26 protein-coding genes are annotated in these 25,129 nt (G+C 55.7%); 15 read left to right on the top strand and 11 right to left on the bottom strand.

The features are described 5' to 3' along the window. The first annotated feature begins 91 nt into the window (after nucleotides 1-91). Together nhaB and dsbB are read left to right on the top strand one after the other, a co-directional pair. Nucleotides 92-1,630 (top strand): Na(+)/H(+) antiporter NhaB, encoded by a 1,539-nt coding sequence (nhaB, locus tag ACOT1A_RS01400; protein ID WP_023306467.1) that lies wholly within the window; start codon nucleotides 92-94, stop codon nucleotides 1,628-1,630. 46 nt (nucleotides 1,631-1,676) lie between these two features. Beyond that, nucleotides 1,677-2,207 carry a disulfide bond formation protein DsbB gene (dsbB, locus tag ACOT1A_RS01395; RefSeq protein ID WP_276169809.1) on the top strand — a complete coding sequence of 177 codons (531 nt, stop codon included), beginning with the start codon at nucleotides 1,677-1,679 and terminating at the stop codon, nucleotides 2,205-2,207. A 99-nt stretch (nucleotides 2,208-2,306) separates the two neighbouring features. Here dsbB and ACOT1A_RS01390 read toward each other — a convergent pair whose 3' ends face one another. From ACOT1A_RS01390 to ACOT1A_RS01380, 3 genes are all read right to left on the bottom strand, one after another. Next, nucleotides 2,307-2,747, bottom strand: coding sequence for a YcgN family cysteine cluster protein (locus ACOT1A_RS01390; RefSeq protein ID WP_022648432.1), 441 nt, complete (start codon nucleotides 2,745-2,747; stop codon nucleotides 2,307-2,309). A 93-nt stretch (nucleotides 2,748-2,840) separates the two neighbouring features. Next, nucleotides 2,841-3,500 (bottom strand): fumarylacetoacetate hydrolase family protein, encoded by a 660-nt coding sequence (locus tag ACOT1A_RS01385; RefSeq protein ID WP_022648433.1) that lies wholly within the window; start codon nucleotides 3,498-3,500, stop codon nucleotides 2,841-2,843. Nucleotides 3,501-3,547: 47 nt separating this feature from the next. Continuing rightward, nucleotides 3,548-3,823 (bottom strand): YcgL domain-containing protein, encoded by a 276-nt coding sequence (locus tag ACOT1A_RS01380; RefSeq protein ID WP_006810982.1) that lies wholly within the window; start codon nucleotides 3,821-3,823, stop codon nucleotides 3,548-3,550. 123 nt (nucleotides 3,824-3,946) lie between these two features. Between ACOT1A_RS01380 and minC the strand changes: the two genes are divergently transcribed. Genes minC through minE form a run of 3 tightly spaced genes read left to right on the top strand, consistent with a single transcriptional unit; the run spans nucleotide 3,947 to nucleotide 5,759 of the window. Continuing rightward, nucleotides 3,947-4,654 (top strand): septum site-determining protein MinC, encoded by a 708-nt coding sequence (gene minC / locus ACOT1A_RS01375; RefSeq protein ID WP_015570311.1) that lies wholly within the window; start codon nucleotides 3,947-3,949, stop codon nucleotides 4,652-4,654. Between the two features lie 22 nt (nucleotides 4,655-4,676). Then, nucleotides 4,677-5,489, top strand: coding sequence for a septum site-determining protein MinD (minD, locus tag ACOT1A_RS01370; RefSeq protein ID WP_003859938.1), 813 nt, complete (start codon nucleotides 4,677-4,679; stop codon nucleotides 5,487-5,489). A gap of 3 nt (nucleotides 5,490-5,492) precedes the next feature. Next, nucleotides 5,493-5,759, top strand: a complete 267-nt coding sequence (minE, locus tag ACOT1A_RS01365) for a cell division topological specificity factor MinE (RefSeq protein WP_003859937.1) — start codon at nucleotides 5,493-5,495, stop codon at nucleotides 5,757-5,759. A gap of 86 nt (nucleotides 5,760-5,845) precedes the next feature. Here minE and rnd read toward each other — a convergent pair whose 3' ends face one another. The 5 genes from rnd to ACOT1A_RS01340 form a co-directional block, all read right to left on the bottom strand. Continuing rightward, the gene (rnd, locus tag ACOT1A_RS01360; RefSeq protein WP_123059168.1) at nucleotides 5,846-6,961 is read right to left on the bottom strand and encodes a ribonuclease D; all 1,116 of its coding nucleotides are present in this window, start codon (nucleotides 6,959-6,961) and stop codon (nucleotides 5,846-5,848) included. An 83-nt stretch (nucleotides 6,962-7,044) separates the two neighbouring features. After that, the gene (gene fadD / locus ACOT1A_RS01355; RefSeq protein ID WP_074132809.1) at nucleotides 7,045-8,730 is read right to left on the bottom strand and encodes a long-chain-fatty-acid--CoA ligase FadD; all 1,686 of its coding nucleotides are present in this window, start codon (nucleotides 8,728-8,730) and stop codon (nucleotides 7,045-7,047) included. A 203-nt stretch (nucleotides 8,731-8,933) separates the two neighbouring features. Next, a complete protein-coding gene (locus ACOT1A_RS01350; protein WP_023300347.1) occupies nucleotides 8,934-9,515 on the bottom strand; it encodes a Slp family lipoprotein in 582 nt (193 codons plus the stop codon). Nucleotides 9,516-9,552: 37 nt separating this feature from the next. Next, the gene (tsaB, locus tag ACOT1A_RS01345; protein ID WP_023300348.1) at nucleotides 9,553-10,248 is read right to left on the bottom strand and encodes a tRNA (adenosine(37)-N6)-threonylcarbamoyltransferase complex dimerization subunit type 1 TsaB; all 696 of its coding nucleotides are present in this window, start codon (nucleotides 10,246-10,248) and stop codon (nucleotides 9,553-9,555) included. A gap of 66 nt (nucleotides 10,249-10,314) precedes the next feature. After that, nucleotides 10,315-12,225, bottom strand: a complete 1,911-nt coding sequence (locus ACOT1A_RS01340; protein ID WP_276169810.1) for an ATP-dependent DNA helicase — start codon at nucleotides 12,223-12,225, stop codon at nucleotides 10,315-10,317. A 133-nt stretch (nucleotides 12,226-12,358) separates the two neighbouring features. On the opposite strand from ACOT1A_RS01340, the gene ACOT1A_RS01335 reads away from it, so the two are divergent. Next, nucleotides 12,359-12,703, top strand: coding sequence for a RidA family protein (locus ACOT1A_RS01335; RefSeq protein ID WP_022648440.1), 345 nt, complete (start codon nucleotides 12,359-12,361; stop codon nucleotides 12,701-12,703). Nucleotides 12,704-12,709: 6 nt separating this feature from the next. Here the strand turns inward: ACOT1A_RS01335 and ACOT1A_RS01330 are convergent, their stop codons facing one another. Further along, nucleotides 12,710-12,889, bottom strand: coding sequence for a YoaH family protein (locus ACOT1A_RS01330; protein WP_022648441.1), 180 nt, complete (start codon nucleotides 12,887-12,889; stop codon nucleotides 12,710-12,712). 61 nt (nucleotides 12,890-12,950) lie between these two features. Here ACOT1A_RS01330 and pabB point away from each other — a divergent pair, with 61 nt between their 5' ends. From pabB to ACOT1A_RS01310, 4 genes are all read left to right on the top strand, one after another. Further along, a complete protein-coding gene (pabB, locus tag ACOT1A_RS01325; protein WP_032622420.1) occupies nucleotides 12,951-14,285 on the top strand; it encodes an aminodeoxychorismate synthase component 1 in 1,335 nt (444 codons plus the stop codon). Continuing rightward, the gene (locus ACOT1A_RS01320) at nucleotides 14,282-14,860 is read left to right on the top strand and encodes a CoA pyrophosphatase (RefSeq protein WP_022648443.1); all 579 of its coding nucleotides are present in this window, start codon (nucleotides 14,282-14,284) and stop codon (nucleotides 14,858-14,860) included. The genes pabB and ACOT1A_RS01320 overlap by 4 nt, the downstream gene beginning before the upstream one ends. A 184-nt stretch (nucleotides 14,861-15,044) precedes the next feature. Then, nucleotides 15,045-16,409 carry an L-serine ammonia-lyase gene (sdaA, locus tag ACOT1A_RS01315; RefSeq protein WP_022648444.1) on the top strand — a complete coding sequence of 455 codons (1,365 nt, stop codon included), beginning with the start codon at nucleotides 15,045-15,047 and terminating at the stop codon, nucleotides 16,407-16,409. Nucleotides 16,410-16,539: 130 nt separating this feature from the next. Next, nucleotides 16,540-18,138 (top strand): EAL domain-containing protein, encoded by a 1,599-nt coding sequence (locus tag ACOT1A_RS01310; RefSeq protein WP_023300353.1) that lies wholly within the window; start codon nucleotides 16,540-16,542, stop codon nucleotides 18,136-18,138. Nucleotides 18,139-18,144: 6 nt separating this feature from the next. Here the strand turns inward: ACOT1A_RS01310 and yoaE are convergent, their stop codons facing one another. After that, on the bottom strand, nucleotides 18,145-19,704 hold the full coding sequence (gene yoaE, locus ACOT1A_RS01305; protein ID WP_023300354.1) for a CNNM family cation transport protein YoaE: 1,560 nt from the start codon (nucleotides 19,702-19,704) through the stop codon (nucleotides 18,145-18,147). 463 nt (nucleotides 19,705-20,167) lie between these two features. Between yoaE and manX the strand changes: the two genes are divergently transcribed. The 5 genes from manX (at nucleotide 20,168) to mntP (ending at nucleotide 24,316) form a co-directional block, all read left to right on the top strand. Beyond that, nucleotides 20,168-21,124, top strand: a complete 957-nt coding sequence (gene manX, locus ACOT1A_RS01300; protein WP_022648447.1) for a PTS mannose transporter subunit IIAB — start codon at nucleotides 20,168-20,170, stop codon at nucleotides 21,122-21,124. A gap of 47 nt (nucleotides 21,125-21,171) precedes the next feature. Further along, a complete protein-coding gene (gene manY, locus ACOT1A_RS01295; RefSeq protein ID WP_022648448.1) occupies nucleotides 21,172-21,972 on the top strand; it encodes a PTS mannose transporter subunit IIC in 801 nt (266 codons plus the stop codon). A 12-nt stretch (nucleotides 21,973-21,984) separates the two neighbouring features. Next, a complete protein-coding gene (locus tag ACOT1A_RS01290; RefSeq protein ID WP_006810994.1) occupies nucleotides 21,985-22,836 on the top strand; it encodes a PTS mannose transporter subunit IID in 852 nt (283 codons plus the stop codon). Between the two features lie 54 nt (nucleotides 22,837-22,890). Further along, the gene (locus ACOT1A_RS01285) at nucleotides 22,891-23,349 is read left to right on the top strand and encodes a DUF986 family protein (protein WP_022648449.1); all 459 of its coding nucleotides are present in this window, start codon (nucleotides 22,891-22,893) and stop codon (nucleotides 23,347-23,349) included. Nucleotides 23,350-23,749: 400 nt separating this feature from the next. Beyond that, nucleotides 23,750-24,316, top strand: a complete 567-nt coding sequence (mntP, locus tag ACOT1A_RS01280) for a manganese efflux pump MntP (RefSeq protein ID WP_032622454.1) — start codon at nucleotides 23,750-23,752, stop codon at nucleotides 24,314-24,316. Here the strand turns inward: mntP and rlmA are convergent. Beyond that, nucleotides 24,313-25,128, bottom strand: a complete 816-nt coding sequence (gene rlmA / locus ACOT1A_RS01275) for a 23S rRNA (guanine(745)-N(1))-methyltransferase (protein WP_058677571.1) — start codon at nucleotides 25,126-25,128, stop codon at nucleotides 24,313-24,315. The genes mntP and rlmA overlap by 4 nt on opposite strands. Nucleotide 25,129: the final 1 nt, after the last annotated feature.

Below are 25,129 nucleotides of genomic sequence, written 5' to 3'. Positions count from 1 at the left end.
GAAATTTACAAAATGGCTTTATCCCCCTCTCCGCCGCCGTTTTTGCGTATACTGATGTCTTGTCTTATTTGACGGGGAAAGGACGTCTGTCGTGGAAATTTCATTTGGGCGCGCGCTGTGGCGCAACTTTTTAGGTCAGTCACCTGACTGGTACAAACTCACTCTACTGGTATTCCTGGTCGTTAATCCCGTTATCTTTTTGCTGGATCCCTTCGTTGCCGGGTGGATGTTGGTCGCCGAGTTTATCTTTACCCTGGCGATGGCATTGAAGTGCTATCCGCTGTTGCCCGGCGGGCTGCTGGCGCTGGAAGCCGTGATCATTGGAATGACCAGCGCGGAGCATGTTAAAAACGAGATTGCGTCGAATCTTGAAGTCCTGCTACTGCTGATCTTCATGGTGGCGGGGATCTACTTTATGAAGCAGCTTCTGCTGTTTATCTTCACCCGTCTGCTGCTGAGCATTCCGTCGAAAACGCTGCTCTCGCTGGCGTTTTGCCTCGCCGCGGCTTTCCTCTCTGCCTTCCTGGATGCGCTGACGGTTGTGGCGGTGGTGATCAGCGTCGCCGTCGGCTTTTACGGTATTTACCACCGGGTCGCCTCGTCTCGTCCTGGCGATAACTTGCAGGACGACAGCCACGTTGAGGCGCACAACCGCGATGTGCTCGAGCAGTTCCGCGCGTTTCTGCGCAGCCTGATGATGCATGCGGGCGTGGGGACGGCGCTGGGCGGCGTGATGACAATGGTTGGAGAGCCGCAAAACCTGATTATCGCCAAAGCGGCTGAGTGGCATTTTGGCGAATTTTTCCTGCGCATGGCGCCGGTCAGCGTGCCCGTTCTGATCTGCGGCTTAGCGACCTGCGTGCTGGTCGAAAAATTCAACCTTTTTGGGTATGGCGCGAAGTTGCCCGATCAGGTCCGTCAGGAGCTGCATAAGTTTGACGAGCAGAGCCGCAAACAACGCACGCGCCAGGAGACGCTGCGCCTGATTGCACAGGGCATCATCGGCGTGTGGCTTATCGCTGCGCTGGCCTTCCACCTTGCCGAGGTGGGGCTGATTGGTCTGTCGGTAATTATTCTTGCAACCAGCCTGAGCGGCGTCACGGACGAACATGCTATCGGAAAAGCCTTTACCGAAGCGCTGCCGTTTACCGCCCTGCTGGCGGTGTTTTTCGCCGTCGTGGCGGTGATTATTGACCAACATCTGTTCGCGCCAATCATCGCGTTTGTGCTTCAGGCCACGCCAGATTCGCAGCTAACGCTGTTCTATTTGTTTAACGGTCTGTTGTCTTCTATATCCGATAACGTCTTTGTCGGGACGGTATACATCAATGAGGCCAAAGCCGCGATGGAGCAAGGGATTGTCAGCAGTGAACAGTTCGAGCTGCTGGCGGTGGCGATCAACACTGGAACCAACCTCCCCTCCGTGGCAACCCCGAACGGTCAGGCGGCCTTCCTCTTCCTGCTGACCTCGGCGCTGGCGCCACTCATACGACTTTCTTATGGAAGAATGGTCTGGATGGCGCTGCCGTACACGCTGGTGCTTACCCTTGTTGGTTTGCTGTGCATCAAAATTACTCTCGTTCCCTGTACGCAATGGTTGTTGCAAGCAGGTATACTTGCGGCGCATTAAAATTCGTTTACACTGCGCTGTCTAAGCATGTTCCAGGGAAATGATTATGTTGCGATTTTTGAACCAGTGCTCACGCGGTCGCGGAGCATGGTTGTTGATGGCCCTGACCGCCTTTGCGCTGGAAATGGTCGCGCTGTGGTTTCAGCATGTGATGGGGCTGAAACCTTGCGTCCTGTGTATTTATGAGCGTTGTGCGCTGTTCGGCATTATGGGCGCAGGTCTGGTAGGTGCGATTGCACCTAAAACACCGTTACGCTATGCCGCAATTGCCATCTGGCTGTACAGCGCCGGGAAAGGGATTACGCTTGCCTGGGAGCACACCCAGATGCAGCTTCACCCGTCGCCGTTTATGACCTGCGACTTTGCCGCCCGCTTCCCGAGCTGGCTGCCGCTGGATAAATGGCTGCCGCAGGTGTTTGTGGCCTCCGGTGACTGCTCTGTACGCCAGTGGGAGTTTCTGACGCTGGAGATGCCGCAGTGGCTGGTGGGCATTTTTGTCGCCTACTTCGTGGTAGCGCTGCTGGTGCTGATTGCCCAGCCGTTCAAGCCAAAGAAACGCGATCTTTTTGGAAGGTAAAAGCAAAACGGCAACGTCAGTTTTGTAGGTCGGGTAAGCGCAGCGCCACCCGACAAAATTGCGCACAATAAAAAACCCGCCTCGGCGGGTTTTTTATTATCACCGATTAGGGTGATTCATAATGTGGTCTTCCCAGTCCTGCACCTCGGACTCTTTCACCGCAATGTGGCGCACGGAAATACGCTCGCCGTGCATCGCCGCTTTCGACCCCGTCAACAGCGGATGCCATGTGGGCAGATCTTTACCTTCCGCCAGCAGGCGATACGCGCAGGTATGCGGCAGCCACTCAAAGGTCGGCAGATTTTCACGGGTTAACTTGATGCAGTCCGGCTCATAGTCGAAACGGCGCTCGTAGTTGCGGCACTGGCAGGTTTTGATGTTTAACTGCTTGCAGGCTACGTTGGTGAAATAGATCTCATCCGAATCTTCATCCATCAGCTTATGCAGGCAGCACTGCCCACAGCCGTCACACAACGATTCCCACTCCGCGTCGGTCATGTCGTCGAGAGTTTTGCTTTGCCAGAAAGGAATGTCGTTCATCGGGATGTCCACACGTCAAAATAGAGCGCACCTTATAACGAGTCTGGCACGTTGATGCAAGTTTTGCCGCCCTTTTCAGGCGGCAAGGTGCTTTTACAGCACGCGGGTTTTCAGCGACAGGCCGTTAAAACTGACGTCCAGCTCGTCGCCACTGTGCAGCGGCCCCACACCTTCCGGAGTGCCGGTAAGGATCACGTCGCCGGGTTTCAGGGTGAAGAAGCGGCTCATGTAGGCAATCAGCGGAACGATCTTATGGATCATGTCAGCGGTCGTCCCCTGCTGGCGGATCTCGCCGTTGACCTTCAGGCTGAGGGGCGTATTCTGCGGATCGTCGGTAAATTCACTCACCGGAACGAAACCGGAAATCGGGCATGAATTGTCAAAGCCCTTGGCTTTTTCCCACGGCTGCCCCGCTTTCTTCATTTTGCTCTGGACGTCGCGCAGGGTCAGGTCGAGCGCGACACCGTAACCCGCAATCGCTTTCTCTACATGCTCTTCGGTCGCCTGGCGCAGCGTCGCGCCGATCAGCACCGCCAGCTCCACTTCATGATGCACCGAGCCCAGCCCCTGCGGCAGAACCAGCGGCTGGCGAATATCGCACAGTGCGGTTTCTGGCTTAATAAACAGAACCGGCTCATCCGGCACGGCGCTGCCCATCTCCTGAATATGTTTTGCATAGTTGCTGCCCACGCAGATCACTTTGCTGACGGGATAATCCAGTAATGCACCTTGCCAGTTATGATGTTGATACATGGTCGACCCCTAATCGGTTGATGAGTTGTTCCCGGAGTGACCCGGGCTTATTTCTTTCCGCTCACCTCAAGATGCTGTTTTAATAAATTCTCCGGTGGCGGCGGAAGCTGTAAATAATAGCCCTGCTCGGTTAACGCCTTTTTGACTTTCTCCAGATCGGCGTTCACCAGCTTCTTACGGCCGTCCAGCGGCAGCAGCATCGCCAGTTGCGGTCGGCCAAAGCTTTTCATTAATTCCTCAGGCACGCGGGAAAAATCGTCTTTCTTTTCGACATAAAGGTAGGTCTGGTCGCGGCTGGTACTTCTGTAGATCACACAAAACATGTTTTTACTCTGAATTAATGGGTGGTTGCTTGCCTCAATATACTCCTGACTATAACATGCCTGATACTCTTCGGAATATCGCGGCGATGTGTTGCGGTTAATAGCAAATTGAGTAAGGCCAGGATGTCAAATACGCCCATCGAGCTTAAAGGCAGTAGCTTCACCTTATCAGTGGTTCATTTGCATGATGCAAAACCCGAGGTTATTCGTCAGGCGTTAGAAGACAAAATCGCGCAGGCTCCCGCTTTTCTTAAGCATGCTCCTGTTGTCGTCAATGTAAGCGACCTTGAGGGGCCGGTTAACTGGAAGCGACTCCAGCAGGCCGTCGTCTCCACGGGGTTGCGCATCGTGGGTATTAGCGGCTGCAAAGACGCAGAGTTAAAAGCCGAAATTGAACGCGCGGGTTTGCCCTTGTTAAACGAGGGCAAAGAAAAAGCCCCGCGTGCAACGCCTGCAACCGTTCCCGCTCCCCCGCCTCCGGCGCAAAATGTAGCCCCAGTCACAAAAACGCGATTGATTGATCTGCCGGTTCGTTCCGGTCAGCGCATTTATGCGCCAAACTGTGATCTGATTGTTACAAGCCACGTCAGTGCGGGCGCAGAACTGATTGCAGACGGCAATATTCACGTTTACGGTATGATGCGTGGGCGTGCGCTTGCGGGCGCCAGCGGCGATCGAGAAGCACAAATTTTTTGTACTCACCTGACGGCAGAACTGGTGTCTATCGCAGGTGAATATTGGCTGAGCGATAAAATCCCAGCCGAATTTTATGGCAAAGCGGCTCGTCTGCAGCTGGCAGATAACGCTTTGACCGTTCAACCGTTAAATTGATCCCTTTTAACAAGGAATTTCTATGGCACGCATTATTGTTGTGACTTCGGGTAAAGGAGGCGTTGGCAAGACCACCTCCAGCGCGGCCATCGCTACTGGTTTGGCCCAGAAGGGAAAGAAAACCGTCGTAATCGACTTCGATATCGGTCTGCGTAACCTGGACCTGATCATGGGTTGCGAGCGTCGCGTGGTGTATGACTTCGTGAACGTCATTCAGGGCGATGCCACGCTTAACCAGGCGCTAATTAAAGATAAGCGTACCGAGAACCTCTACATTCTCCCGGCGTCCCAGACCCGTGATAAAGACGCGCTGACCCGTGAAGGCGTGGAAAAGGTGCTCGACGATCTGAAAAAGATGGAGTTCGACTTCGTGGTCTGCGACTCCCCGGCCGGTATCGAAACCGGCGCGCTGATGGCGCTCTACTTCGCGGATGAAGCCATCATCACTACTAACCCGGAAGTCTCGTCAGTACGTGACTCCGACCGTATTCTCGGCATTCTGGCCTCGAAATCTCGTCGCGCGGAAAATGGCCAGGAGCCGATCAAAGAGCACCTTCTGCTGACCCGCTACAACCCGGGTCGGGTGAACAAAGGTGACATGCTGAGCATGGAAGACGTGCTGGAGATCCTGCGCATCAAACTGGTTGGCGTGATCCCGGAAGATCAGTCCGTATTGCGCGCCTCTAACCAGGGCGAGCCCGTGATCCTGGATACACAGGCAGACGCGGGTAAAGCGTATGCGGATACCGTTGACCGTCTGCTGGGAGAAGAACGTCCTTTCCGCTTCATTGAAGAAGAGAAGAAAGGTTTCCTCAAACGCCTGTTCGGAGGATAAGTTATGGCATTACTGGACTTTTTTCTCTCGCGGAAAAAAAGCACCGCCAACATCGCAAAAGAACGTCTGCAAATCATTGTGGCGGAACGTCGTCGTAGCGACGCCGAACCGCACTACCTGCCGCAGCTGCGCAAAGACATTCTGGAAGTGATCTGCAAATACGTGCAGATTGACCCGGAAATGGTCACCGTTCAGCTGGAGCAAAAAGACGGGGATATTTCGATTCTGGAGCTGAACGTGACGCTTCCGGAAGCGGAAGAGTCGCGTTAATCCGTTTGTGGTTTTGTAGGCCGGGCAAGCATCGTACCGCCCGGCAATTTCCCCGGTGGCGCGACGCTTACCGGGGCTACAATTCTTTAGCGCGGATACCCTTCCAGCAGGGTATTCAGGCGTTCAGCCATCAGTTCCCCCCGCCATCCGGCGACCAGTTCAGGTAAACCATTTTGCGGTTTCAACTTCCAGTGCCAGTTCAGCAGCTGGTTAATCTGACGACGTGAAGCCAGCAGTTCGGCACTCAGTTTGCTTTCCCCCGCCACCGTCTGCACCAGCGCTTTGATATCTTTGAACGCCTTGCGGTAGCCCGGCATATCCATCAGGTTAAGCAGTGGTTCTGGCAGTGCGTCCTCCGGCAGCTGCTGAGCTTTCTCTACGAGCGCGAGCAGCGTTTTACCGTGGAAACGGATCTCACTCCCGGAAAGGCCAATGCTGTCCAGTTCGCCAAGGCTACCCGGCATATAGCGCGCTACCGCCCACAGGTGTTCTTCACGCACCACGAAGTTAACCGCCAGATCGCGCTCACGTGCTTTACGCAGCCGCCAGTCAGCCAGCAGTTGCAGACAGGCCAGTTGACGGGTGCGCAGCTGCCAGGCGTTAGTGATGTCACGCCAGGCCTCTTTCGGATCAACCACTTCCTGACGACGCTGCTGCGTCATGCGGCACTCGTCCAGGGCGGCAGACAGCCAACCGGACGCCTCAGCCTCTTTCATAAGCTGGCCAGCAATCGGCAGCAGGTAGAATACATCTGCCGCGGCGTATTCAAGCTGACGCGCCGTCAGCGGGCGCGCGAGCCAGTCGGTACGCGATTCGCTCTTATCCAGCGTCAGACCGGTGTACTCTTCCACCATCGCCGCGAAGCCCCAGGAGAGCGGACGACCGCTGAACGCCGCGAGGATCTGGGTATCAATCAGCGGCTGCGGCATGATGCCAAAGGTGTTGAGAAAGACTTCCAGATCTTCACTGCCAGCGTGCAGATATTTGGTCACGGCGGTATCAAGCAACAGCTCGCGCATTGGCGCCCAGTCGGTAATGCCGAGGGGGTCAATCAACGACACGTGTTTGCCGTCATACATCTGGATCAGGCCCAGTTGCGGGTAGTACGTGCGGGTACGGACAAATTCCGTATCCAGGGCGATAGCGGGGAAATCACGCGTCACCTCGCACAGCGAAGCCAGCTCGTCGTTGGTAGTGATCATCTGGTAATTCAAATCGGACTCTCTTTTGTTTGCGCCCATAAAAAACGCCGGCTTAACCGGCGTCTGGGCGATTAACGTGAAGCTCAGGCCTTATTGTCCACTTTGGCACGGGCTTCGTCACGTAATTCTCGTCGTAATATCTTCCCGACGTTGGATTTCGGCAGCTCATCGCGGAATTCCACCAGCTTCGGCACTTTATAGCCCGTCAGCTGCCGGCGACAAAACGTTATCAGCGCTTCCTCGGTAAGAGAAGGATCTTTCTTGACCACAAATATCTTCACCGCTTCACCACTGCTGCCGGAAGGAACCCCCACCGCTGCCACTTCCAGCACGCCGCTGTGCTGCATCACCACGTCTTCGATTTCGTTCGGATAGACGTTGAAACCGGAAACGAGGATCATGTCTTTCTTGCGATCGACGATACGCAGAAAACCTTCGTCATCCATCACCGCGATGTCGCCGGTGTACAGCCAGCCGTCTTTGATAATCTCATCCGTGGCATCTGGGCGCTGCCAGTAGCCCAGCATCACCTGCGGCCCTCTGACGCACAGCTCGCCCGGTTCGCCGTGAGGCACTTCGTTACCCTCATCGTCCACCAGTTTAGCTTCCGTCGACGGGACCGGCAGACCGATACTGCCGCTGTGGTAGTCGATGTCATGCGGGTTGACGCTGACCAGCGGGGCGCACTCCGTCAGACCATAGCCTTCCAGCAGATACTGTCCGGTGAGTTTTACCCAGCGCTCGGCAACCGCCTGCTGAACCGGCATCCCGCCGCCCGCAGAAAGATGCAGCGTGGAGAAATCGAGCTGCTGGAACTCTTTATTGTTAAGCAGCGCGTTAAACAGGGTGTTCACGCCGGTCATGGCGGTGAACGGGTATTTCGCCAGCTCTTTAACCAGCCCCGGAATGTCGCGCGGGTTGGTGATCAATACGTTTTGACCGCCAAGCTCGATAAACAGCAGGCAGTTCATGGTCAGCGCAAAAATGTGATACAGCGGAAGCGCGGTGATCACCAGCTCCTTGCCCGGGTGCAGTAGCGGCCCGTAGGTGGCGTTCACCTGTTCAAGGTTCGCTAGCATATTACGATGGGTCAGCATCGCACCTTTAGCCACGCCGGTGGTACCGCCGGTGTATTGCAGGAACGCCAGATCTTCTGACACGATCTCCGGCTTAACGTACTGCATCCGATAGCCCGCATGAAGCGCGCGGCGGAAAGAGATGGCATCCGGCAAGTGGTATTTCGGCACCAGCCGCTTAACGTATTTCACGACAAAGTTGACCAGCGTACCTTTCGCGGTAGAGAGCTGGTCGCCCATGCGCGTCAGAATGACGTGCTTAACCTGGGTTCTTTCAGCGACTTTTTCCAGCGTGTGGGCAAAGTTGGAGACAATCACAATCGCCGCCGCACCGCTGTCATTTAACTGATGTTCCAGCTCGCGCGGGGTATAGAGCGGGTTAACGTTAACCACGATCATCCCCGCCCTGAGGATCCCGAACAGCGCCACCGGATATTGCAGCAGGTTTGGCATCATCAGCGCGACGCGATCCCCTTTCTGCAAGCCCAACCCTTCCTGTAAATAGGCCGCAAACGCCCGGCTGCGCTCTTCCAGCTTACGGAAAGTCATCACTTCGCCCATATTCACAAATGCGGGCTGGTCAGCGTAGCGCCGTACCGAGTGTTCAAATAATTCAATCAGGGATTGATAACGGTCAGGATTGATCTCCGCAGGGACATCCGCGGGATAACGGTTAAGCCAAACCTTTTTCAATGCATCACCTCTGAAATGAGTGTTCGTCGTCATCACAGCCCCGATAATAAACAGTTTGTTAACATTATATTAACTCAGCGTACCAGTTTATTAATTGTTCAGATTGCAGGTTGCGAAGCGCGTCACTCTTTTTTTTCGTTTTATCCGTAAAAAAACAGAGACAGCGGCTGAGCCGCTGTCTCTTTCCTAACAATAACAGTAACTTACTCAGTTACAATTGTTTGAACCTGTGCAGGGCCTGGATTGTACCAACCCCAGCCACCGTAGCCGTAACGATACGGATGCGGACCCCACATCCACGGATCGATTGGCTGTGGCGGCATCACCACCTGCTGGGCGATACGCCAGCGTTTATAGCCGTTCACCTGCATGGTCATAAATTTGTATGGCGTATTGCCGATTTTCCCCGCCACCGAACCGGTAATCGGCCCGACGACGGTCACCAGCTGCCCGCGGAAATCTACCGGATCGAGGAAGCCGCTGACGTCAGCGTAGATCCGCCCGCGCGAGGCTTCACCCAGAACAGGCCGTGCGCCGCTGTCCAGTGGAACGGTGGCAATCTCCAGCCGGGTTTTCCCCTGCTGGTTTAGCACTTCAACCACCTTGCCGCCAAAGCGCGCTTCCTGCCCGACATACAGCTCCGGAGCATTCATCACGCGTACCAGATCCTGCTGTGGCGTCGGGCTGGTGCCCTTGATCGCATCAGGAACGGTGACGCACCCGCTCAGTGCTATGGCAACCGCGCCTGCCATAAAAAAGCGTACAACTTTAGTCTGAACCGCCATGATGCGACTCCTTTTTCTCAGTTCCTGTTACTGAGATTCACTCGCGGCCAGGAAGTTTCTTCCACGCGACGGTGTTTCGTAAATAAACCGGCTCGGCGTGTTCAACGGCCACGGTTTTTCCTGCGGCAAGCTGCTGACAGGCAACAGGCAACATATCTTCGGCGGCAGGCAGGAGCATGTTACCGTCCACCAGCGTAAGGCCGGTGTCCTTCGCCATCTCAGGCCATGCCGGCCAGCCGGTTCCGACCGTCGCCCACTCACCGGTGAGCTGTTTCAGGCGCTCGGTGACGGCTTCAGGTTTAAGCACGGCTTCCGACTCTTCGCCGTGCCAGACGCCGTTTTCGTCACGGGTGTACTCCGCCCAGTAGACTTCACCCATGCGGGCATCAATCGCGGCCAGCACGCGGCTGGCGCCGGTCATGCGCCAGGCACCCTGAGCCATGGTCGCAAGCGTTGAAACGCCGATCATCGGCAGGTCAGCGCCCAGCGCCAGCCCCTGCGCAATGCCAATCCCGATACGTACGCCCGTAAAGCTGCCCGGGCCACGGCCGTAGGCCAGCGCGTCGAGGTCAGTCAGGGCGGTGTTGCCCTCGGTTAAAATGGTTTTTACCAGGGGCAGAATACGTTGGGTGTGTTCCCGTGGGCACTCTTCGAAATGAGCAAAAGTCGTACCGTCGTTCCACAGGGCAACGGAACAGGCCTCTGTCGCGGTATCAATAGCCAGAATTCGCATCAGTCGTCGCGCTCTCGCAATGGTCAGTCACAAAATGGCGCGCATCTTAACACACTCCGGGAAGAATTACTCCGCCGTCGGGTTCGCCAGGAAGCGGACCGCGCGTTTAATATCCCGTGTGCGCGGCGCAGGCGGCAGGCTGGCGAGGAAGGTGGCGCCGTAGGGGCGCATCACCAGGCGATTGTCGCAGATCACCAGCACTCCGCGGTCGGTGACGTCGCGTATCAGTCGCCCTACCCCCTGTTTAAGCGTGATAACCGCGTCCGGCAACTGGACGTCGTCGAACGGATCGCCCCCCCGCAGACGGCAGTCCTCCATGCGTGCTTTCAGGAGCGGATCGTCCGGCGATGTGAATGGCAGCTTATCGATAATCACCAGCGAGAGCGTATCGCCGCGCACGTCCACCCCTTCCCAGAAGCTGCTGGTCGCCACCAGCAGGGCATTACCGGCGCTGACAAACTGCTGGAGCAGCTGGCCTTTGCTGGTTTCCCCCTGCAACAGCACCGGCAACGTCATGGTCGCGCGGAACTGCTCGGCCAGATCGCGCATCATGGCGTGAGAGGTGCAGAGCATAAAGCAGCGTCCGTTGTTGGCCTCAATCATCGGCTTTAGCATGGCCGCCAGATGGCGCGCCGCCCCTGGCTGGTTAGGCAGCGGCAGATTGCGTGGCACGCACAGCAGCGCCTGTTTCTCATAGTCGAACGGGCTTGGGAGGAGTAAGGATTCAGCCTGCTCAATGCCGAGACGCTCGGTAAAGTGGTGCAGATCGTCGTTGACCGACAGCGTGGCCGAAGTAAAGACCCAGGTGCCGGGCTTTTGCGCCATCACCTCTTTGAATTTATCGGCAACGGTCAGCGGCGTGAGCGCCAGGGTGAAGTGGCGCGAGGTACATTCATACCAGTAGCTGTAGCCCGGCTGGTTGATCTCTTTCAGCCGCTTCAGCCGCCCACGGTAGAGCGTGGCCCGCTCGAAGGCGGCGTCCAGCAGCGCTGAACGTCCGAGGGATAGCTTCGCCACGTCGTAACAGAGTTCAAGGGCATCATCGAGCAGCAGCAGCGCGCGCTGGATATTTTTGTCCGCGAGCAGTTCGCGCAGGTTGCCGCGATAGCCCGGCTCGCCAAGCTGTAAGCGGAAATCCTGTGCGCATTGCGCCAGGCGGTCCGCGCACTTCTGCAACTGCTGGGTATCTTTGAGTTCGGTGCGATAGGCAATAGTAATATCTTTCGCCAGATCCTGAAGCTGACGGCTGGAGAGCGACTGGCCAAAATACTGGCTGGCGATGTCCGGTAGCTGATGGGCTTCATCGAAGATCATCACCTCCGCCTCCGGGATCAGCTCGCCGAAACCACTGTCCTTGACCACCATATCCGCAAGAAACAGGTGATGGTTCACCACCACCACGTCGGCGTCCATCGCCGTTTTACGCGCTTTCACCACAAAGCAGTCTTTATACAGCGGGCAGTCGCTGCCGAGGCAGTTGTCGTTGGTGCTGGTCACCAGCGGCCAGGCCGGGGAGTCTTCCGGCACGCTCGCACAGGTGCTGATGTCCCCCTCCTCCGTCTGGTTGGCCCAGGCGCGCAGGACGATCACATCGCTGAGTGTTTGTACCGGCAGGTCACCGCCCGCCAGTGCCTGCTGTTCGAGACGCTCCAGACACAGATAGTTAGAACGCCCTTTCAGCAAGGCCAGACGCCCTTTGTATTTTAGCGCTTTCGCCACCGTAGGTAAGTCGCGGCTGTAGAGCTGATCCTGGAGCGCTTTTGATCCCGTAGAGATGATCACCTTTTTTTTCGCCCGCAGCGCAGGAGCGAGGTAAGCGTAGGTTTTCCCCGTACCGGTGCCGGCCTCCACAACCAGCGGCTGCGCATTGTCGATGGCGTGTGCGACGGCATGCGCCATCTGACGTTGAGGTTCGCGCGGTTTAAAACCGGGAATTGCCTGTGCTAACTGACCTTCAGGGGAAAAATCGTCTGCCACGGTGTTCTCTCACTGTATTTTTGCACAGGGATTATGTCAGCCCCTTCTCTCCGGTGCCACCCCAAATAGTGACGACGGCGGAACAATATGGCAGTCTTGCCGCCTGACGATGAAAGATAACGAGGATACGTTTATGACAATTACGCGCATTGATGCCGAAGCCCGCTGGTCTGATGTGGTGATCCACAACCAGACGCTGTACTACACCGGTGTCCCTGCCAATCTGGACGCCGACGCCTTCGAGCAAACCGCTAACACCCTGGCGCAGATCGACGCCGTACTGGAAAAACAGGGCAGCGATAAATCCCGCATTCTGGACGCGACGATTTTCCTGGCGAATAAAGACGACTTCGCGGAGATGAATAAAGCCTGGGATGCGTGGGTAGTGGCGGGTCACGCGCCTGTACGCTGCACCGTACAGGCCACGCTGATGAAACCGGAGTATAAGGTGGAGATTAAGATTATCGCGGCAGTTTAAGCCCGGTTATTCATCTTCATCTTCAAATCGCGCCACTATCCGCTCGCCGGTATGACTGGCGCGAATTTCCTGAGCGACGACGGTGATCGCTTCTCCGCTGCTCATACCCTGGCCCATCAGTTCCTGAATCCGCTCTACCGCTTTCTGCTGTTGGTCATGACTGAGAGAAGGTAAACCTGCAAACATCGTTAACTCCTGCTAAATTATTCGCGCTAATTATTTCACGCTACCCGGTAGTATGCCATACATGAACATGCGCTTCCCCACTGTTATGACCTTACCCTGGCGTGCAGACGCCGCCGAGTTCTGGTTTGCCCGTCTGAGCCACCTTCCTTTTGCCATGCTGCTGCACTCCGGGCATGCGGATCACCCCTACAGCCGCTTTGATATTCTGGTGGCCGACCCGGTTAAAACGCTGACGACCGATGCGCTGTCACCCACGGACGATCCGCTGATGCGGCTTCAGAACGAGATCCATGCTCTGGGCTTATCTGCCACACCGGATCCGGATCTGCCTTTCCAGGGGGGCGCGCTGGGCCTGTTTGGTTACGATCTGGGTCGCCGTTTCGAAAAGCTGCCCGAGCATGCGCAGGCGGATATTTCCCTGCCGGATATGGCGGTCGGGCTGTATGACTGGGCGCTAATCGTGGATCACCGTAAGCAGACGGTTTCCCTGCTTAGCCACCGAGACGTGCAGGCGCGTCTGGCCTGGCTTGAGGCGCAACGGCCCGCCACAGCGGAACACTTTATGCTGACCTCTGGCTGGCACTCGAACATGAGCGCGGCGGAATATGCGGAAAAATTCTCTCGCGTGCAGGCGTATCTTCACAGCGGCGACTGTTATCAGGTCAACCTTGCCCAGCGTTTCCAGGCGGCGTACCGGGGAGACGAATGGCAGGCATTTACCCGCCTCAATGCCAGCAATAAGGCCCCGTTTAGCGCATTTTTACGCCTTGAACACGGCGCCATCCTCAGCCTTTCGCCTGAGCGTTTTATTCATCTGGCTGACGGTATTATTCAGACCCGCCCGATCAAGGGCACCCTGCCGCGCCTTGCCGATGCTAACGCCGACCGCCAGCAGGCGGAGACGCTGGCGGCCTCGCCGAAAGATCGCGCTGAAAACCTGATGATTGTCGATCTGATGCGCAATGATATTGGCCGCGTCGCCGAGCCGGGCAGCGTGCGCGTGCCGGAGCTGTTCGTTGTGGAGCCTTTCCCGGCGGTACATCATCTGGTCAGTACTATCACTGCACGCCTGCCGGCCTCGCGGACCGCCTGCGATCTGCTCCGCGCCGCGTTTCCGGGCGGCTCCATCACCGGCGCGCCGAAGGTCCGCGCGATGGAGATTATCGACGAACTGGAACCGCATCGCCGCAACGCCTGGTGCGGCAGCATCGGCTATGTGAGCCTGTGCGGAACCATGGATACCAGCATCACTATTCGCACCCTGACGGCCTGCGACGGTAACCTTTACTGTTCCGCAGGCGGCGGCATTGTAGCCGACAGCCAGGCCGGGGCGGAATATCAGGAAACCTTTGATAAAGTGAATCGTATCCTGAAACAACTGGAGAACTCACGGTGAAGAAAGACAACCTGACGCTGGATGATTTTCTGTCGCGCTTTCAGCTTCTGCGGCCCCAGGTTAACCGCGCCGCGCTGAATCAACGTCAGGCGGCGGTACTGATCCCGGTCGTGCGTCGTGAACAGCCGGGTCTGTTGCTTACCCAGCGCTCACCGCATATGCGAAAACACGCCGGTCAGGTTGCGTTTCCGGGCGGCGCGGTGGACAGCACCGATGCTTCCCTGATTGCCGCCGCGCTGCGCGAAGCGCATGAGGAGGTGGCGATCCCCCCGGAGGCGGTCGAGGTAATTGGCGTGCTGCCGCCAGTGGACAGCGTAACCGGTTTTCAGGTCACGCCGGTCGTCGGCATTATTCCGCCCGATCTTCAGTATCACGCCAGCGTCGATGAAGTTTCAGCGGTGTTCGAAATGCCGCTTGAAGAGGCCCTTCGTCTGGGCCGCTATCATCCTCTGGATATTCACCGCCGCGGGCACGATCATCGGGTCTGGCTGTCGTGGTATCAGCATTATTTTGTCTGGGGCATGACGGCAGGCATCATTCGTGAGCTTGCGCTACAAATCGGCCTGAAGCCTTGACTATACTTTACATTCCACCCTTTTCTGGCAGGTTTGCGATCGGCGTCGCGCTATTAGCTAAACCATCGTTAACCATTAGTTTAATTCATGTGAATAGTTAAGCCGAGGTTAGTGTTCCCTCTTACACTATGCGCAGTTATAACATCGTTACTGGAACCCCAGTAACCCTGTCAGGAGTGTGAAAGTGATTAGTATATTCGACATGTTCAAAGTGGGGATTGGTCCATCTTCTTCCCACACTGTAGGGCCGATGAAGGCCGGTAAACAGTTCGTCGATGATCTGGTCGAAAAAGGATTACTGGAAAGCGTTACCCGTGTCGCCGTAGACGTTTACGGTTCACTGTCATTAACGGGTAAAGGCCACCACACCGATATCGCCATTATTATGGGTCTGGCGGGCAATATGCCGGACACAGTTGATATTGATGCCATTCCGGCATTTATCCGCGACGTGGAAACGCGCGGTCGTCTGCTGCTGGCTAACGGTCAGCACGAAGTGGACTTCCCGCAGGATGACGGGATGCGTTTTCGTAGCGACAACCTGCCGCTGCATGAAAACGGTATGACCATCCACGCCTGGAGCGGCGAAAAAGAGATCTACAGTAAAACCTACTACTCCATCGGCGGCGGCTTTATCGTTGACGAAGAACACTTTGGCAAAGAGAGCGCGGGCGATGTGAATGTGCCCTATCCGTTTAAATCTGCCACCGAGATGTTGGCCTATTGCAAAGAGACCGGTCTCTCCCTCTCCGGCATGGTGATGCAGAACGAACTGGCGCTGCACAGCAAGAAAGAGATCGAAGACTATTTTGCTAACGTGTGGCAAACCATGCGCGCCTGTATTGACCGCGGGATGAACACCGAGGGGGTTCTGCCTGGGCCACTGCGTGTGCCGCGTCGTGCCTCTGCGCTTCGCCGTATGCTGGTCACCACCGACAAATTCTCCAATGATCCGATGAATGTGGTTGACTGGGTGAACATGTTTGCGCTGGCGGTTAACGAAGAGAACGCAGCGGGTGGTCGCGTGGTGACGGCGCCAACCAACGGCGCGTGCGGTATCGTTCCGGCGGTGCTGGCCTACTACGATCACTTTATTGAGCCCGTAACACCGGAGATCTATATCCGTTATTTCCTCGCGGCAGGCGCTATCGGCGCGCTGTACAAGATGAATGCCTCCATCTCCGGTGCCGAAGTAGGCTGTCAGGGTGAAGTGGGCGTGGCCTGCTCTATGGCGGCGGCCGGTCTGGCGGAACTGCTGGGCGCAAGCCCTGAGCAGGTGTGCGTGGCGGCGGAAATCGGCATGGAGCACAACCTCGGTCTGACCTGTGACCCGGTTGCCGGCCAGGTGCAAGTACCGTGCATTGAGCGTAACGCCATCGCCTCCGTCAAAGCGATCAACGCCTCGCGTATGGCGATGCGCCGTACCAGCGAGCCACGCGTGTCACTGGATAAGGTTATTGAAACCATGTACGAAACCGGCAAGGACATGAACGCGAAGTACCGTGAGACTTCGCGCGGCGGTCTGGCCATTAAGGTGCAGTGCGACTAAACCTTCCTTTTCGCCCATCTGCAACAGATGGGCGAATTTTCCCACCGCCTCTCGTCGCTTCACGTATTCCCCACTACACTGTCACTGTTGCGTCTGGCTTTTCCGGCCGGTGCTTATCAGGCGACCGTTCATGCAAACTGCACAAACGATCATTAAAGACTATCGCCGAAAACGCGTTATCGTCTGTGTTACGGTTGCGCTCGTTACGCTCGTCCTGACGCTGGGCATTCGCTTTATTTCACAGCGCAACATTAATCAGGATCGGATCCACGACTTTACTCACCACACAGTGCGTGCGCTTGATAAGGTGCTTCTTGCGTTAGAAACCCAGCGTGAAACTCTACGTTTTCTGGTTGATATGCCCTGCGCTGAAGCGAATCCGATTCTGCGAAAACAGGCGGCGATCCTCCAGACCGTGCGCTCCATCGCCCTCGTCAAAGACGGAATACTGTATTGCTCGAGCGTATTTGGCAGCCGAAATATGCCCGTCAGTGACATTGAGCCGATGCTTCCGTCCAGTGAACCCAGGCTGATCTTGTTGACCGATCGGTGGCTGTTAAAGGGCAGTCCGGTACTGATTCAGTGGTCACCCCTTGCGGGCGACGGCAGTGACGGGTTGATGGAGGTAGTGAATATCGATCTCATCACCAAAATGATTCTGGAGCCACAGCGGCCACAAATCACCGACGTGGTCCTGAGAGTAGGCGATAATTTTCTCCGCGACGGGCAGCAGGTGACGAATACGCCGACCTTCGATGAACACGCCTCCCTGCTGGAACAGTCTTCACAGCACTACCCTTTCAGCGTCACGGTCAGCGGCCCGGGGGCAGGCCAAATGGCATTGAAAAATCTGCCCACCCAGCTACCGCTGGCGTTGATGCTCAGTTTACTGATGGGCTATATCGCCTGGCTTGCCACGGCGCGACGCATAAGTTTCACCTGGGAAATTAATATGGGGATTGCTGCCCGGGAGTTTGAACTCTTCTGCCAGCCGCTGGTAAACGCCCGCACCCGGGAATGCGTTGGCGTCGAGATCCTCCTGCGCTGGAACAACCCGCGTCAGGGCTGGATTTCTCCCGATGTCTTTATCCCCCTGGCTGAAGAACATAGCCTGATTGTTCCGCTTACCCGCTACGTCATCAGCGAAACGGTGCGGCAGATAGGCTTTTTCCCGGCCTCACGGGATTTCCATATTGGCATCAACGTGGCCGCCAGCCATTTTCGCCGCGCTGCGCTGATCCGGGATCTCAACCGCATCTGGTTTAAGGCGAACCCTGTTCAAAAGTTGATTGTAGAGTTAACCGAACGCGATGCGTTGCTCGATGTGGATTACCGCATCGTGCGGGAGCTGCATCGCAAAGGGGTGAAGCTTGCGATTGATGATTTTGGTACGGGCAATAGTTCTCTTTCGTGGCTTGAAAAACTTCACCCGGACGTGCTGAAAATCGATAAATCCTTCACCACCGCGATCGGCACCGACGCCGTGAACTCAACGGTAACGGATATTATTATTGCGCTGGGCCAGAGGTTGAATATTGAACTGGTTGCAGAAGGGGTTGAAACCGAGGAGCAGTCACGCTATTTGCGCCGCCACAGCGTACATATTTTGCAGGGGTACTTGTATGCGCGGCCGATGCCGCTGCGGGAGTTTCCGAAATGGCTGGCGGAAAGTAACCCTCCGCCAGCCCGTCACAACGGACACATCGTGCCTTTATTGCCGTTACGCTAGATAGCGTTACTCTTCTTCGTCGTGTACAGAGTGCTCTTTAACAATACGAACCATATCAACGCGATAGTCGTTGGCTTCAACGATGGTAATTTGCAGCGGCGGCAGCTCAAGCACATCACCGATACGCGGGATCTGCCCGTTAACGGCAATAACCAGCCCCGCTACCGTGGCGATGTCTTCATCGTCATTGACCACGTTTTCGACGCCCAGCGTGTGCGAGAGCGCGTGCAGGTCGGTGGTGCCTTTCACCAGCCAGCCGTCACCGTCGGCAACGATTTCTGGCGTTTCATCCGCATCAGGGAATTCACCGGCAATGGCTTCCAGCACGTCCAGCGGCGTTACCAGACCTTGTACCACACCAAATTCGTTGGTGACGATAACAAAGCTCCCGCGAGCACGACGCAACACGCCCAGCAGGTTAATCGGATCCAGCGTCTCCGGCACCACGATGGCAGGCGACGCGGCCGCTACGGCCTCGACGTTGACGCCCTCTTCCAGCGCCACGAGCATCTCTTTCGCGCGCACCACACCGATGATCTCATCCAGCTCGCCCCGACAGACCGGGAACAGGCTGTGCGGCGAGGAGAGCAGCTGCTGGCGAATTTCGTCGACGCTCAGGTTGGCGTCCACCCAGCTGATTTCACCGCGCGGCGTCATAATGCCGCGCAGGGAGCGGGAGGCCAGCGAAAGCACGCCGTTGATCATGTAGCGTTCTTCTTCCACAAACGCACCTTCCGGCACCGGAACCGGGTTACGGTTCTCGTTATCCGCCTGCACGTTCACCTGACGACGCCCGCCCATCAGGCGCAGGATCGCATCGGCGGTACGCGCGCGCAGCGGCTGATTCGACTGCTGCTTAATGAAGTTACGGCGCGCAATCTGGTTAAACAGCTCGATCAGAATCGAGAAGCCAATCGCGGCGTACAGGTAGCCTTTCGGTATATGGAAACCAAAACCTTCTGCCACCAGGCTCAGACCAATCATCAACAGGAAACTCAGACACAGCACGACGACCGTCGGATGTTGGTTGACGAAACGCGTCAGCGGTTTCGACGCCAGCAGCATTACCGCCATCGCAATCACAACCGCCGCCATCATCACCGGCAGATGGTTCACCATGCCAACCGCTGTAATCACCGCATCCAGTGAGAAGACCGCATCAAGCACCACAATCTGCAGGACCACCACCCAGAAGCTGGCATACCCCTTACCGTGGCCATCATCATGCTGCCGGTTCTCCAGCCGTTCATGCAGCTCTGTTGTAGCTTTGAACAGCAGGAAAAGCCCCCCCACCAGCATGATTAAATCGCGGCCGGAGAAGGTGAAATCCATGACGGTGAACAGAGGCTTAGTCAGCGTAACCATCCACGAGATCACGGACAGCAGGCCCAGTCGCATGATCAGCGCCAGCGAGAGACCGATCAGACGGGCTTTATCACGCTGTTTCGGCGGCAGCTTATCCGCAAGGATGGCAATAAACACCAGGTTATCAATACCGAGAACGATCTCCAGCACGACCAGCGTAAGCAAGCCTACCCAGATTGACGGGTCCATTAAGAATTCCATGACACGCTCCTGCTAAAGGAATGACAAAACGGTGCCCCGCTAATTTCGGGCATTTCAAAGGGAATGGGGGTCGATGCGTGGCGAAGGTCGCCGGTGAATAAGGCGCGGAATGGCCTGGAAGATGACTGACGTCGGTGACGGTCCATATAGTGGGCTGTAGCCCTATACTCCTGAATAATTAAACGGACGCTAAACATATCAGAGACAATGGGTTTTTAGCAAAGATTTACGTTCCTTTGCAAACTTCTGTAACACACGTGGTTTATCTTACAGAAAAATCTGTAAGGCGTAGCTAAATTACGGATCTTCATCACATAAATTATTTTTTCACTATCTAAAATAATTCGCGGAAGTCTTGGTTTTTTAGAACTCTAACCCTTATCTGAATCGATTCGGTTCGCCAATACGATTCTCAGTACGCCTGCCTGGCAGACGTATAAATGATAATAATAGGAGGTAGCAAGTGACCATTGCTATTGTCATAGGCACACATGGTTGGGCTGCGGAGCAGTTACTCAAAACGGCAGAAATGCTGTTGGGCGAGCAGGAAAACGTCGGCTGGATCGATTTCGTTCCCGGTGAAAATGCCGAGACGCTGATTGAAAAATACACTGCTCAGCTTGAGAAGCTGGATACCAGCAAAGGCGTGCTGTTTCTCGTGGATACATGGGGCGGCAGCCCGTTCAACGCTGCCAGCCGCATTGTCGTCGATAAAGAGCATTATGAAGTCGTCGCCGGGGTAAATATCCCAATGTTGGTGGAAACCTTCATGGCGCGTGACGACAACCCAGGTTTTGATGAACTGGTGGCACTGGCGGTGGAAACCGGTCGCGAAGGCGTGAAGGCGCTGAAAGCACAGCCGGTTGAAAAACCTGCCCCTGCTGCACCAAAAGCCGCGGCACCGGCGAAGCCAATGGGTCCGAACGATTACATGGTTATCGGCCTTGCGCGTATTGATGACCGTCTGATCCACGGCCAGGTGGCGACGCGCTGGACCAAAGAGACCAACGTACAACGCATCATCGTGGTCAGTGACGAAGTGGCCGCCGACACTGTCCGTAAAACCCTTCTTACCCAGGTTGCACCGCCGGGCGTCACCGCGCACGTCGTGGATGTCGCCAAAATGATCCGCGTTTACAACAACCCGAAATATGCGGGCGAACGCGTGATGCTTCTGTTCACCAACCCGACAGACGTTGAACGCATTGTTGAAGGCGGCGTGAAAATCACCTCCGTTAACATTGGCGGTATGGCTTTCCGTCAGGGCAAAACGCAGGTCAACAACGCGATTTCAGTGGATGCGAAAGATATCGAGGCCTTCAACAAGCTGAATGCACGCGGTATCGAGCTGGAAGCCCGTAAGGTTTCCACGGATCAGAAACTGAAAATGATGGATTTGATCGGCAAAGTGGGGAAATAAGCCCGGGCCGGTTTTTCATATAGAGCTTATGTAATAGGAGAAGTGCAATGGAGATTACTACTCTTCAGATTGTGCTGGTGTTCATCGTCGCGTGTATTGCGGGTATGGAGTCCGTACTTGATGAATTTCAGTTCCACCGCCCTCTGGTGGCCTGTACGTTGATTGGCGCCGTTCTCGGTGACATGAAAACCGGTATCATCATCGGTGGTACCCTGGAAATGATCGCCCTCGGCTGGATGAACATCGGTGCGGCAGTTGCGCCAGATGCCGCGCTGGCGTCCATTATTTCGACCGTTCTGGTTATCGCCGGTCATCAGAGTATCGGTGCCGGTATCGCCCTGGCCATTCCACTGGCCGCGGCAGGCCAGGTGCTGACCATCATTGTTCGTACCATCACCGTTGCCTTCCAGCACGCGGCGGATAAGGCGGCCGATAACGGCAACCTGACAGCGCTCTCCTGGATCCACGTCTCGTCCCTGTTCCTGCAGGCGATGCGTATCGCTATTCCGGCCGTTATCGTGGCGATTTCCGTTGGGACCAGTGAAGTTCAAAGTATGCTGAACGCCATACCAGAAGTGGTCACCGGCGGTCTGAATATCGCGGGCGGTATGATTGTGGTCGTAGGTTACGCGATGGTCATCAACATGATGCGCGCAGGCTATCTGATGCCGTTCTTCTACCTTGGCTTCGTTACCGCTGCATTCACCAACTTCAACCTGGTTGCGCTGGGTGTGATTGGTGCGGTGATGGCGATTCTTTATATCCAGCTCAGCCCGAAATACAACCGTGTCGCGGGTGCCCCTGCGCAGGCTGCTGGTAACAACGATCTCGATAACGAACTGGACTAACAGGTGAGCGAAATGGTTGATATGACAAAAACTACCACTGAGAAAAAACTCACTCCGGGTGATATTCGTGGCGTGTTCATCCGTTCTAACCTGTTTCAGGGTTCATGGAACTTCGAACGTATGCAGGCGCTCGGCTTCTGCTTCTCCATGGTGCCGGCAATCAAACGCCTGTATCCGGAAAACAACGAAGCACGCCGTCAGGCAATTAAGCGTCACCTGGAATTCTTCAATACTCACCCTTACGTAGCGGCGCCTGTTCTGGGCGTAACGCTGGCGATGGAAGAGCAGCGTGCAAACGGGGCTGAGATCGACGATGGTGCTATCAACGGTATTAAAGTCGGTCTGATGGGGCCGCTGGCAGGCGTGGGCGACCCGATCTTCTGGGGTACCGTGCGTCCGGTCTTTGCGGCACTGGGCGCCGGGATCGCCATGAGCGGCAGTCTGCTTGGTCCCCTGCTGTTCTTTATCCTGTTCAACGCGGTGCGTCTGCTGACCCGCTACTACGGCGTGGCGTATGGTTACCGTAAAGGGGTGGATATCGTTAAGGATATGGGCGGCGGCTTCCTGCAAAAACTGACTGAGGGGGCGTCAATCCTCGGCCTGTTTGTAATGGGGGCTTTGGTTAACAAGTGGACGCACGTGAACATCCCGCTGGTGGTATCGACGATCACCGGTCAGGATGGTCAGACGCGCGTCACCACCGTGCAGACCATTCTGGACCAGCTGATGCCTGGCCTGGTACCGCTGCTGTTAACCTTCGCCTGTATGTGGCTGCTGCGTAAGAAAGTGAACCCGCTGTGGATCATCGTTGGCTTCTTCGTCATCGGTATCGCGGGCTACGCCGTCGGCCTGCTGGGTCTGTAATAAAATGCGTTACCGACCGGGGGCTTGCCCCCGGTCTTTTTATCTGGAGGATGAATGACTGTCACGGACACCGTACTGGTTTTATTTATTGTTGCCCTTCTGGCTTACGCGATCTATGACGAGTTCATTATGCCTCGCCGCCACGGCGAGACGCTGCTGACCCTTCCCCTCTTACGCCGTGGGCGCATTGATGCGTTTATCTTCGCCGGTCTGGTAGTCATCCTGATTTACAATAATGTGACCAGCCACGGCGCAATATTAACCACATGGTTATTATGTGCGCTGGCATTAATGGCGATTTACCTGTTCTGGATCCGCTCGCCAAAACTCATTTTTAAAAAACACGGATTCTTCTTCGCCAATGTCTGGATAGAATATAACCGTATTAAAGAGATGAATTTATCCGAAGACGGAGTTCTGGTGATGCAATTAGAACAACGCCGCCTGCTCATTCGGGTCAAAAATATTGACGACCTGGAAAAAATCTACAAATTACTCCTTAAAACTCAATGAATTAATTTTATAGCATCGGCTATGTATTGTATTATTCTCAAACCAGCAATATAGCCGATGCTATATCTCCCCTGCGAATTAACTTATATTTATTAACGATACATTTACGCATAAACCTAAATGAAAATCGTTATCAATATAGTGGCTATATAAAGCCATCTTCGTTGTTGTTTTATATTCTCAAAATATGTTAAGGTTGCGCCCGTCGTTGGGGAGTAGCCGATTTCCTGCCTGCGGGAAATGTACGTGTCAACATACTCGTTGCAAAACGTGGCGCGTACGGATCGTATTCAGCACACTTACTGTGCCAAAAGCGATCAGGCGAGACCATAGATACATCAACTGCTGTTTACTGGGGGCAGTGATGTGTCATATGGATATCCCCGGTCTGGACGCACTTATGAATATCTCCGCTACGATCCTTCTGGCTTTTGGCATGTCCATGGACGCATTTGCCGCCTCTATCGGTAAAGGTGCCACTCTCCATAAACCTAAATTTTCCGAAGCCCTGCGCACCGGTCTCATCTTTGGCGCAATCGAAACGCTGACGCCGCTTATTGGCTGGGGTCTGGGGATGCTCGCCAGCCAGTTTGTGCTGGAGTGGAACCACTGGATCGCCTTCGTGCTGCTGGTGTTCCTCGGCGGACGCATGGTAATTGAAGGTTTTCGTGGCAACAGCGATGAAGATGATGCGCCGCTGCAACGCCACGGCTTCTGGCTTCTGGTGACAACCGCTATCGCAACCAGCCTGGACGCAATGGCCGTCGGTGTCGGTCTGGCGTTTTTGCAGGTCAATATTATCGCCACCGCGCTGGCGATTGGCTGCGCCACGCTGATTATGTCAACGCTGGGGATGATGGTGGGGCGGTTCATTGGCCCGCTGTTAGGCAAACGCGCCGAAATTCTGGGCGGTATCGTGTTGATCGGAATTGGTGCCCAAATACTCTGGGCACACTTCGCGGGTTAATCTTCGCGCTGCCAGCAATGGATGCTGAAATCCGTCTGGCAGCGAAATTCTGTCTGTGCTGCCAGCGTTTCCCACACCTCTGGTTTTGCCCGCCACGCAAACGGCGTCATTTGCAGTAACGCCACCGCTTCACTTCCCTGCAACGTCATCTCATACGCCACTGACTGCGCCTGCTTTAACGCGAAGCCCGCCAGCTGTTCAGAGTGCGGCGCATGCAGGTGAACTTCATCATAGATCAGCCCTTTTAGCTCCAGCAGATGACGCGGTCCCGGCGTAACGGTGATAACCCACCCGCCGGGCTTAACGACGCGCGCCAGCTCCTCTGCCTTGCACGGGGCATAGATACGCACTACGGCGTCCATACTCGCTTCCTCAAACGGCAGGCGGTGGCTGGAGGCCACGCAGAACGTTACCGCTGAGTAGCGTTTTGCTGCTGCACGGATAGCCACTTTCGACACGTCCAGCCCGTAAGTTTCGGCGCCCTTCCCAGCCGCGACGTCAGCAAACGTGGCGGTGTAGTAGCCCTCACCGCAGCCGATATCCAGCATGGCGGATGCGCCTTCTGTCAGATATTGACGGAGTAAGTCGACAACGGTATCCCTGAGCGGTTGATAGTGCCCGGCGTCAAGAAACGCCCGGCGCGCCTGCATCATCTCCGCGCTGTCACCCGGATCCCGGGAGCGCTTGTGCTGTACCGGCAGAAGATTGACATAGCCCTCTTTAGCCCGGTCAAACTGATGTCCCTGTGGACAGATAAACGTTTTCTCCGCGCGCGTCAGCGGCGCGTGGCAAAGGGGACAACTGAAAGACATG

The organism is Enterobacter cloacae complex sp. SYL003 (assembly GCF_049236925.1).
Lineage (GTDB): Bacteria > Pseudomonadota > Gammaproteobacteria > Enterobacterales > Enterobacteriaceae > Enterobacter > Enterobacter intestinihominis.
This window is presented reverse-complemented; position numbering and strand designations above follow the sequence as displayed.

Bases quoted from the DNA above. Each gene is read 5' to 3' on its own strand.
- tsaB (WP_023300348.1), bottom strand. From the start codon at position 10,248: ATGCGAATTCTGGCTATTGATACCGCGACAGAGGCCTGTTCCGTTGCC.
- dsbB (WP_276169809.1), top strand. From the start codon at position 1,677: ATGTTGCGATTTTTGAACCAGTGCTCACGCGGTCGCGGAGCATGGTTG.
- ACOT1A_RS01380 (WP_006810982.1), bottom strand. From the start codon at position 3,823: ATGTTTTGTGTGATCTACAGAAGTACCAGCCGCGACCAGACCTACCTT.
- minE (WP_003859937.1), top strand. From the start codon at position 5,493: ATGGCATTACTGGACTTTTTTCTCTCGCGGAAAAAAAGCACCGCCAAC.
- manY (WP_022648448.1), top strand. From the start codon at position 21,172: ATGGAGATTACTACTCTTCAGATTGTGCTGGTGTTCATCGTCGCGTGT.
- pabB (WP_032622420.1), top strand. From the start codon at position 12,951: ATGAACATGCGCTTCCCCACTGTTATGACCTTACCCTGGCGTGCAGAC.
- rlmA (WP_058677571.1), bottom strand. From the start codon at position 25,128: ATGTCTTTCAGTTGTCCCCTTTGCCACGCGCCGCTGACGCGCGCGGAG.
- ACOT1A_RS01390 (WP_022648432.1), bottom strand. From the start codon at position 2,747: ATGAACGACATTCCTTTCTGGCAAAGCAAAACTCTCGACGACATGACC.
- ACOT1A_RS01285 (WP_022648449.1), top strand. From the start codon at position 22,891: ATGACTGTCACGGACACCGTACTGGTTTTATTTATTGTTGCCCTTCTG.
- ACOT1A_RS01335 (WP_022648440.1), top strand. From the start codon at position 12,359: ATGACAATTACGCGCATTGATGCCGAAGCCCGCTGGTCTGATGTGGTG.
- mntP (WP_032622454.1), top strand. From the start codon at position 23,750: ATGAATATCTCCGCTACGATCCTTCTGGCTTTTGGCATGTCCATGGAC.
- ACOT1A_RS01290 (WP_006810994.1), top strand. From the start codon at position 21,985: ATGGTTGATATGACAAAAACTACCACTGAGAAAAAACTCACTCCGGGT.
- ACOT1A_RS01310 (WP_023300353.1), top strand. From the start codon at position 16,540: ATGCAAACTGCACAAACGATCATTAAAGACTATCGCCGAAAACGCGTT.
- ACOT1A_RS01350 (WP_023300347.1), bottom strand. From the start codon at position 9,515: ATGGCGGTTCAGACTAAAGTTGTACGCTTTTTTATGGCAGGCGCGGTT.
- minC (WP_015570311.1), top strand. From the start codon at position 3,947: ATGTCAAATACGCCCATCGAGCTTAAAGGCAGTAGCTTCACCTTATCA.
- ACOT1A_RS01385 (WP_022648433.1), bottom strand. From the start codon at position 3,500: ATGTATCAACATCATAACTGGCAAGGTGCATTACTGGATTATCCCGTC.
- minD (WP_003859938.1), top strand. From the start codon at position 4,677: ATGGCACGCATTATTGTTGTGACTTCGGGTAAAGGAGGCGTTGGCAAG.
- yoaE (WP_023300354.1), bottom strand. From the start codon at position 19,704: ATGGAATTCTTAATGGACCCGTCAATCTGGGTAGGCTTGCTTACGCTG.
- rnd (WP_123059168.1), bottom strand. From the start codon at position 6,961: ATGATCACTACCAACGACGAGCTGGCTTCGCTGTGCGAGGTGACGCGT.
- ACOT1A_RS01330 (WP_022648441.1), bottom strand. From the start codon at position 12,889: ATGTTTGCAGGTTTACCTTCTCTCAGTCATGACCAACAGCAGAAAGCG.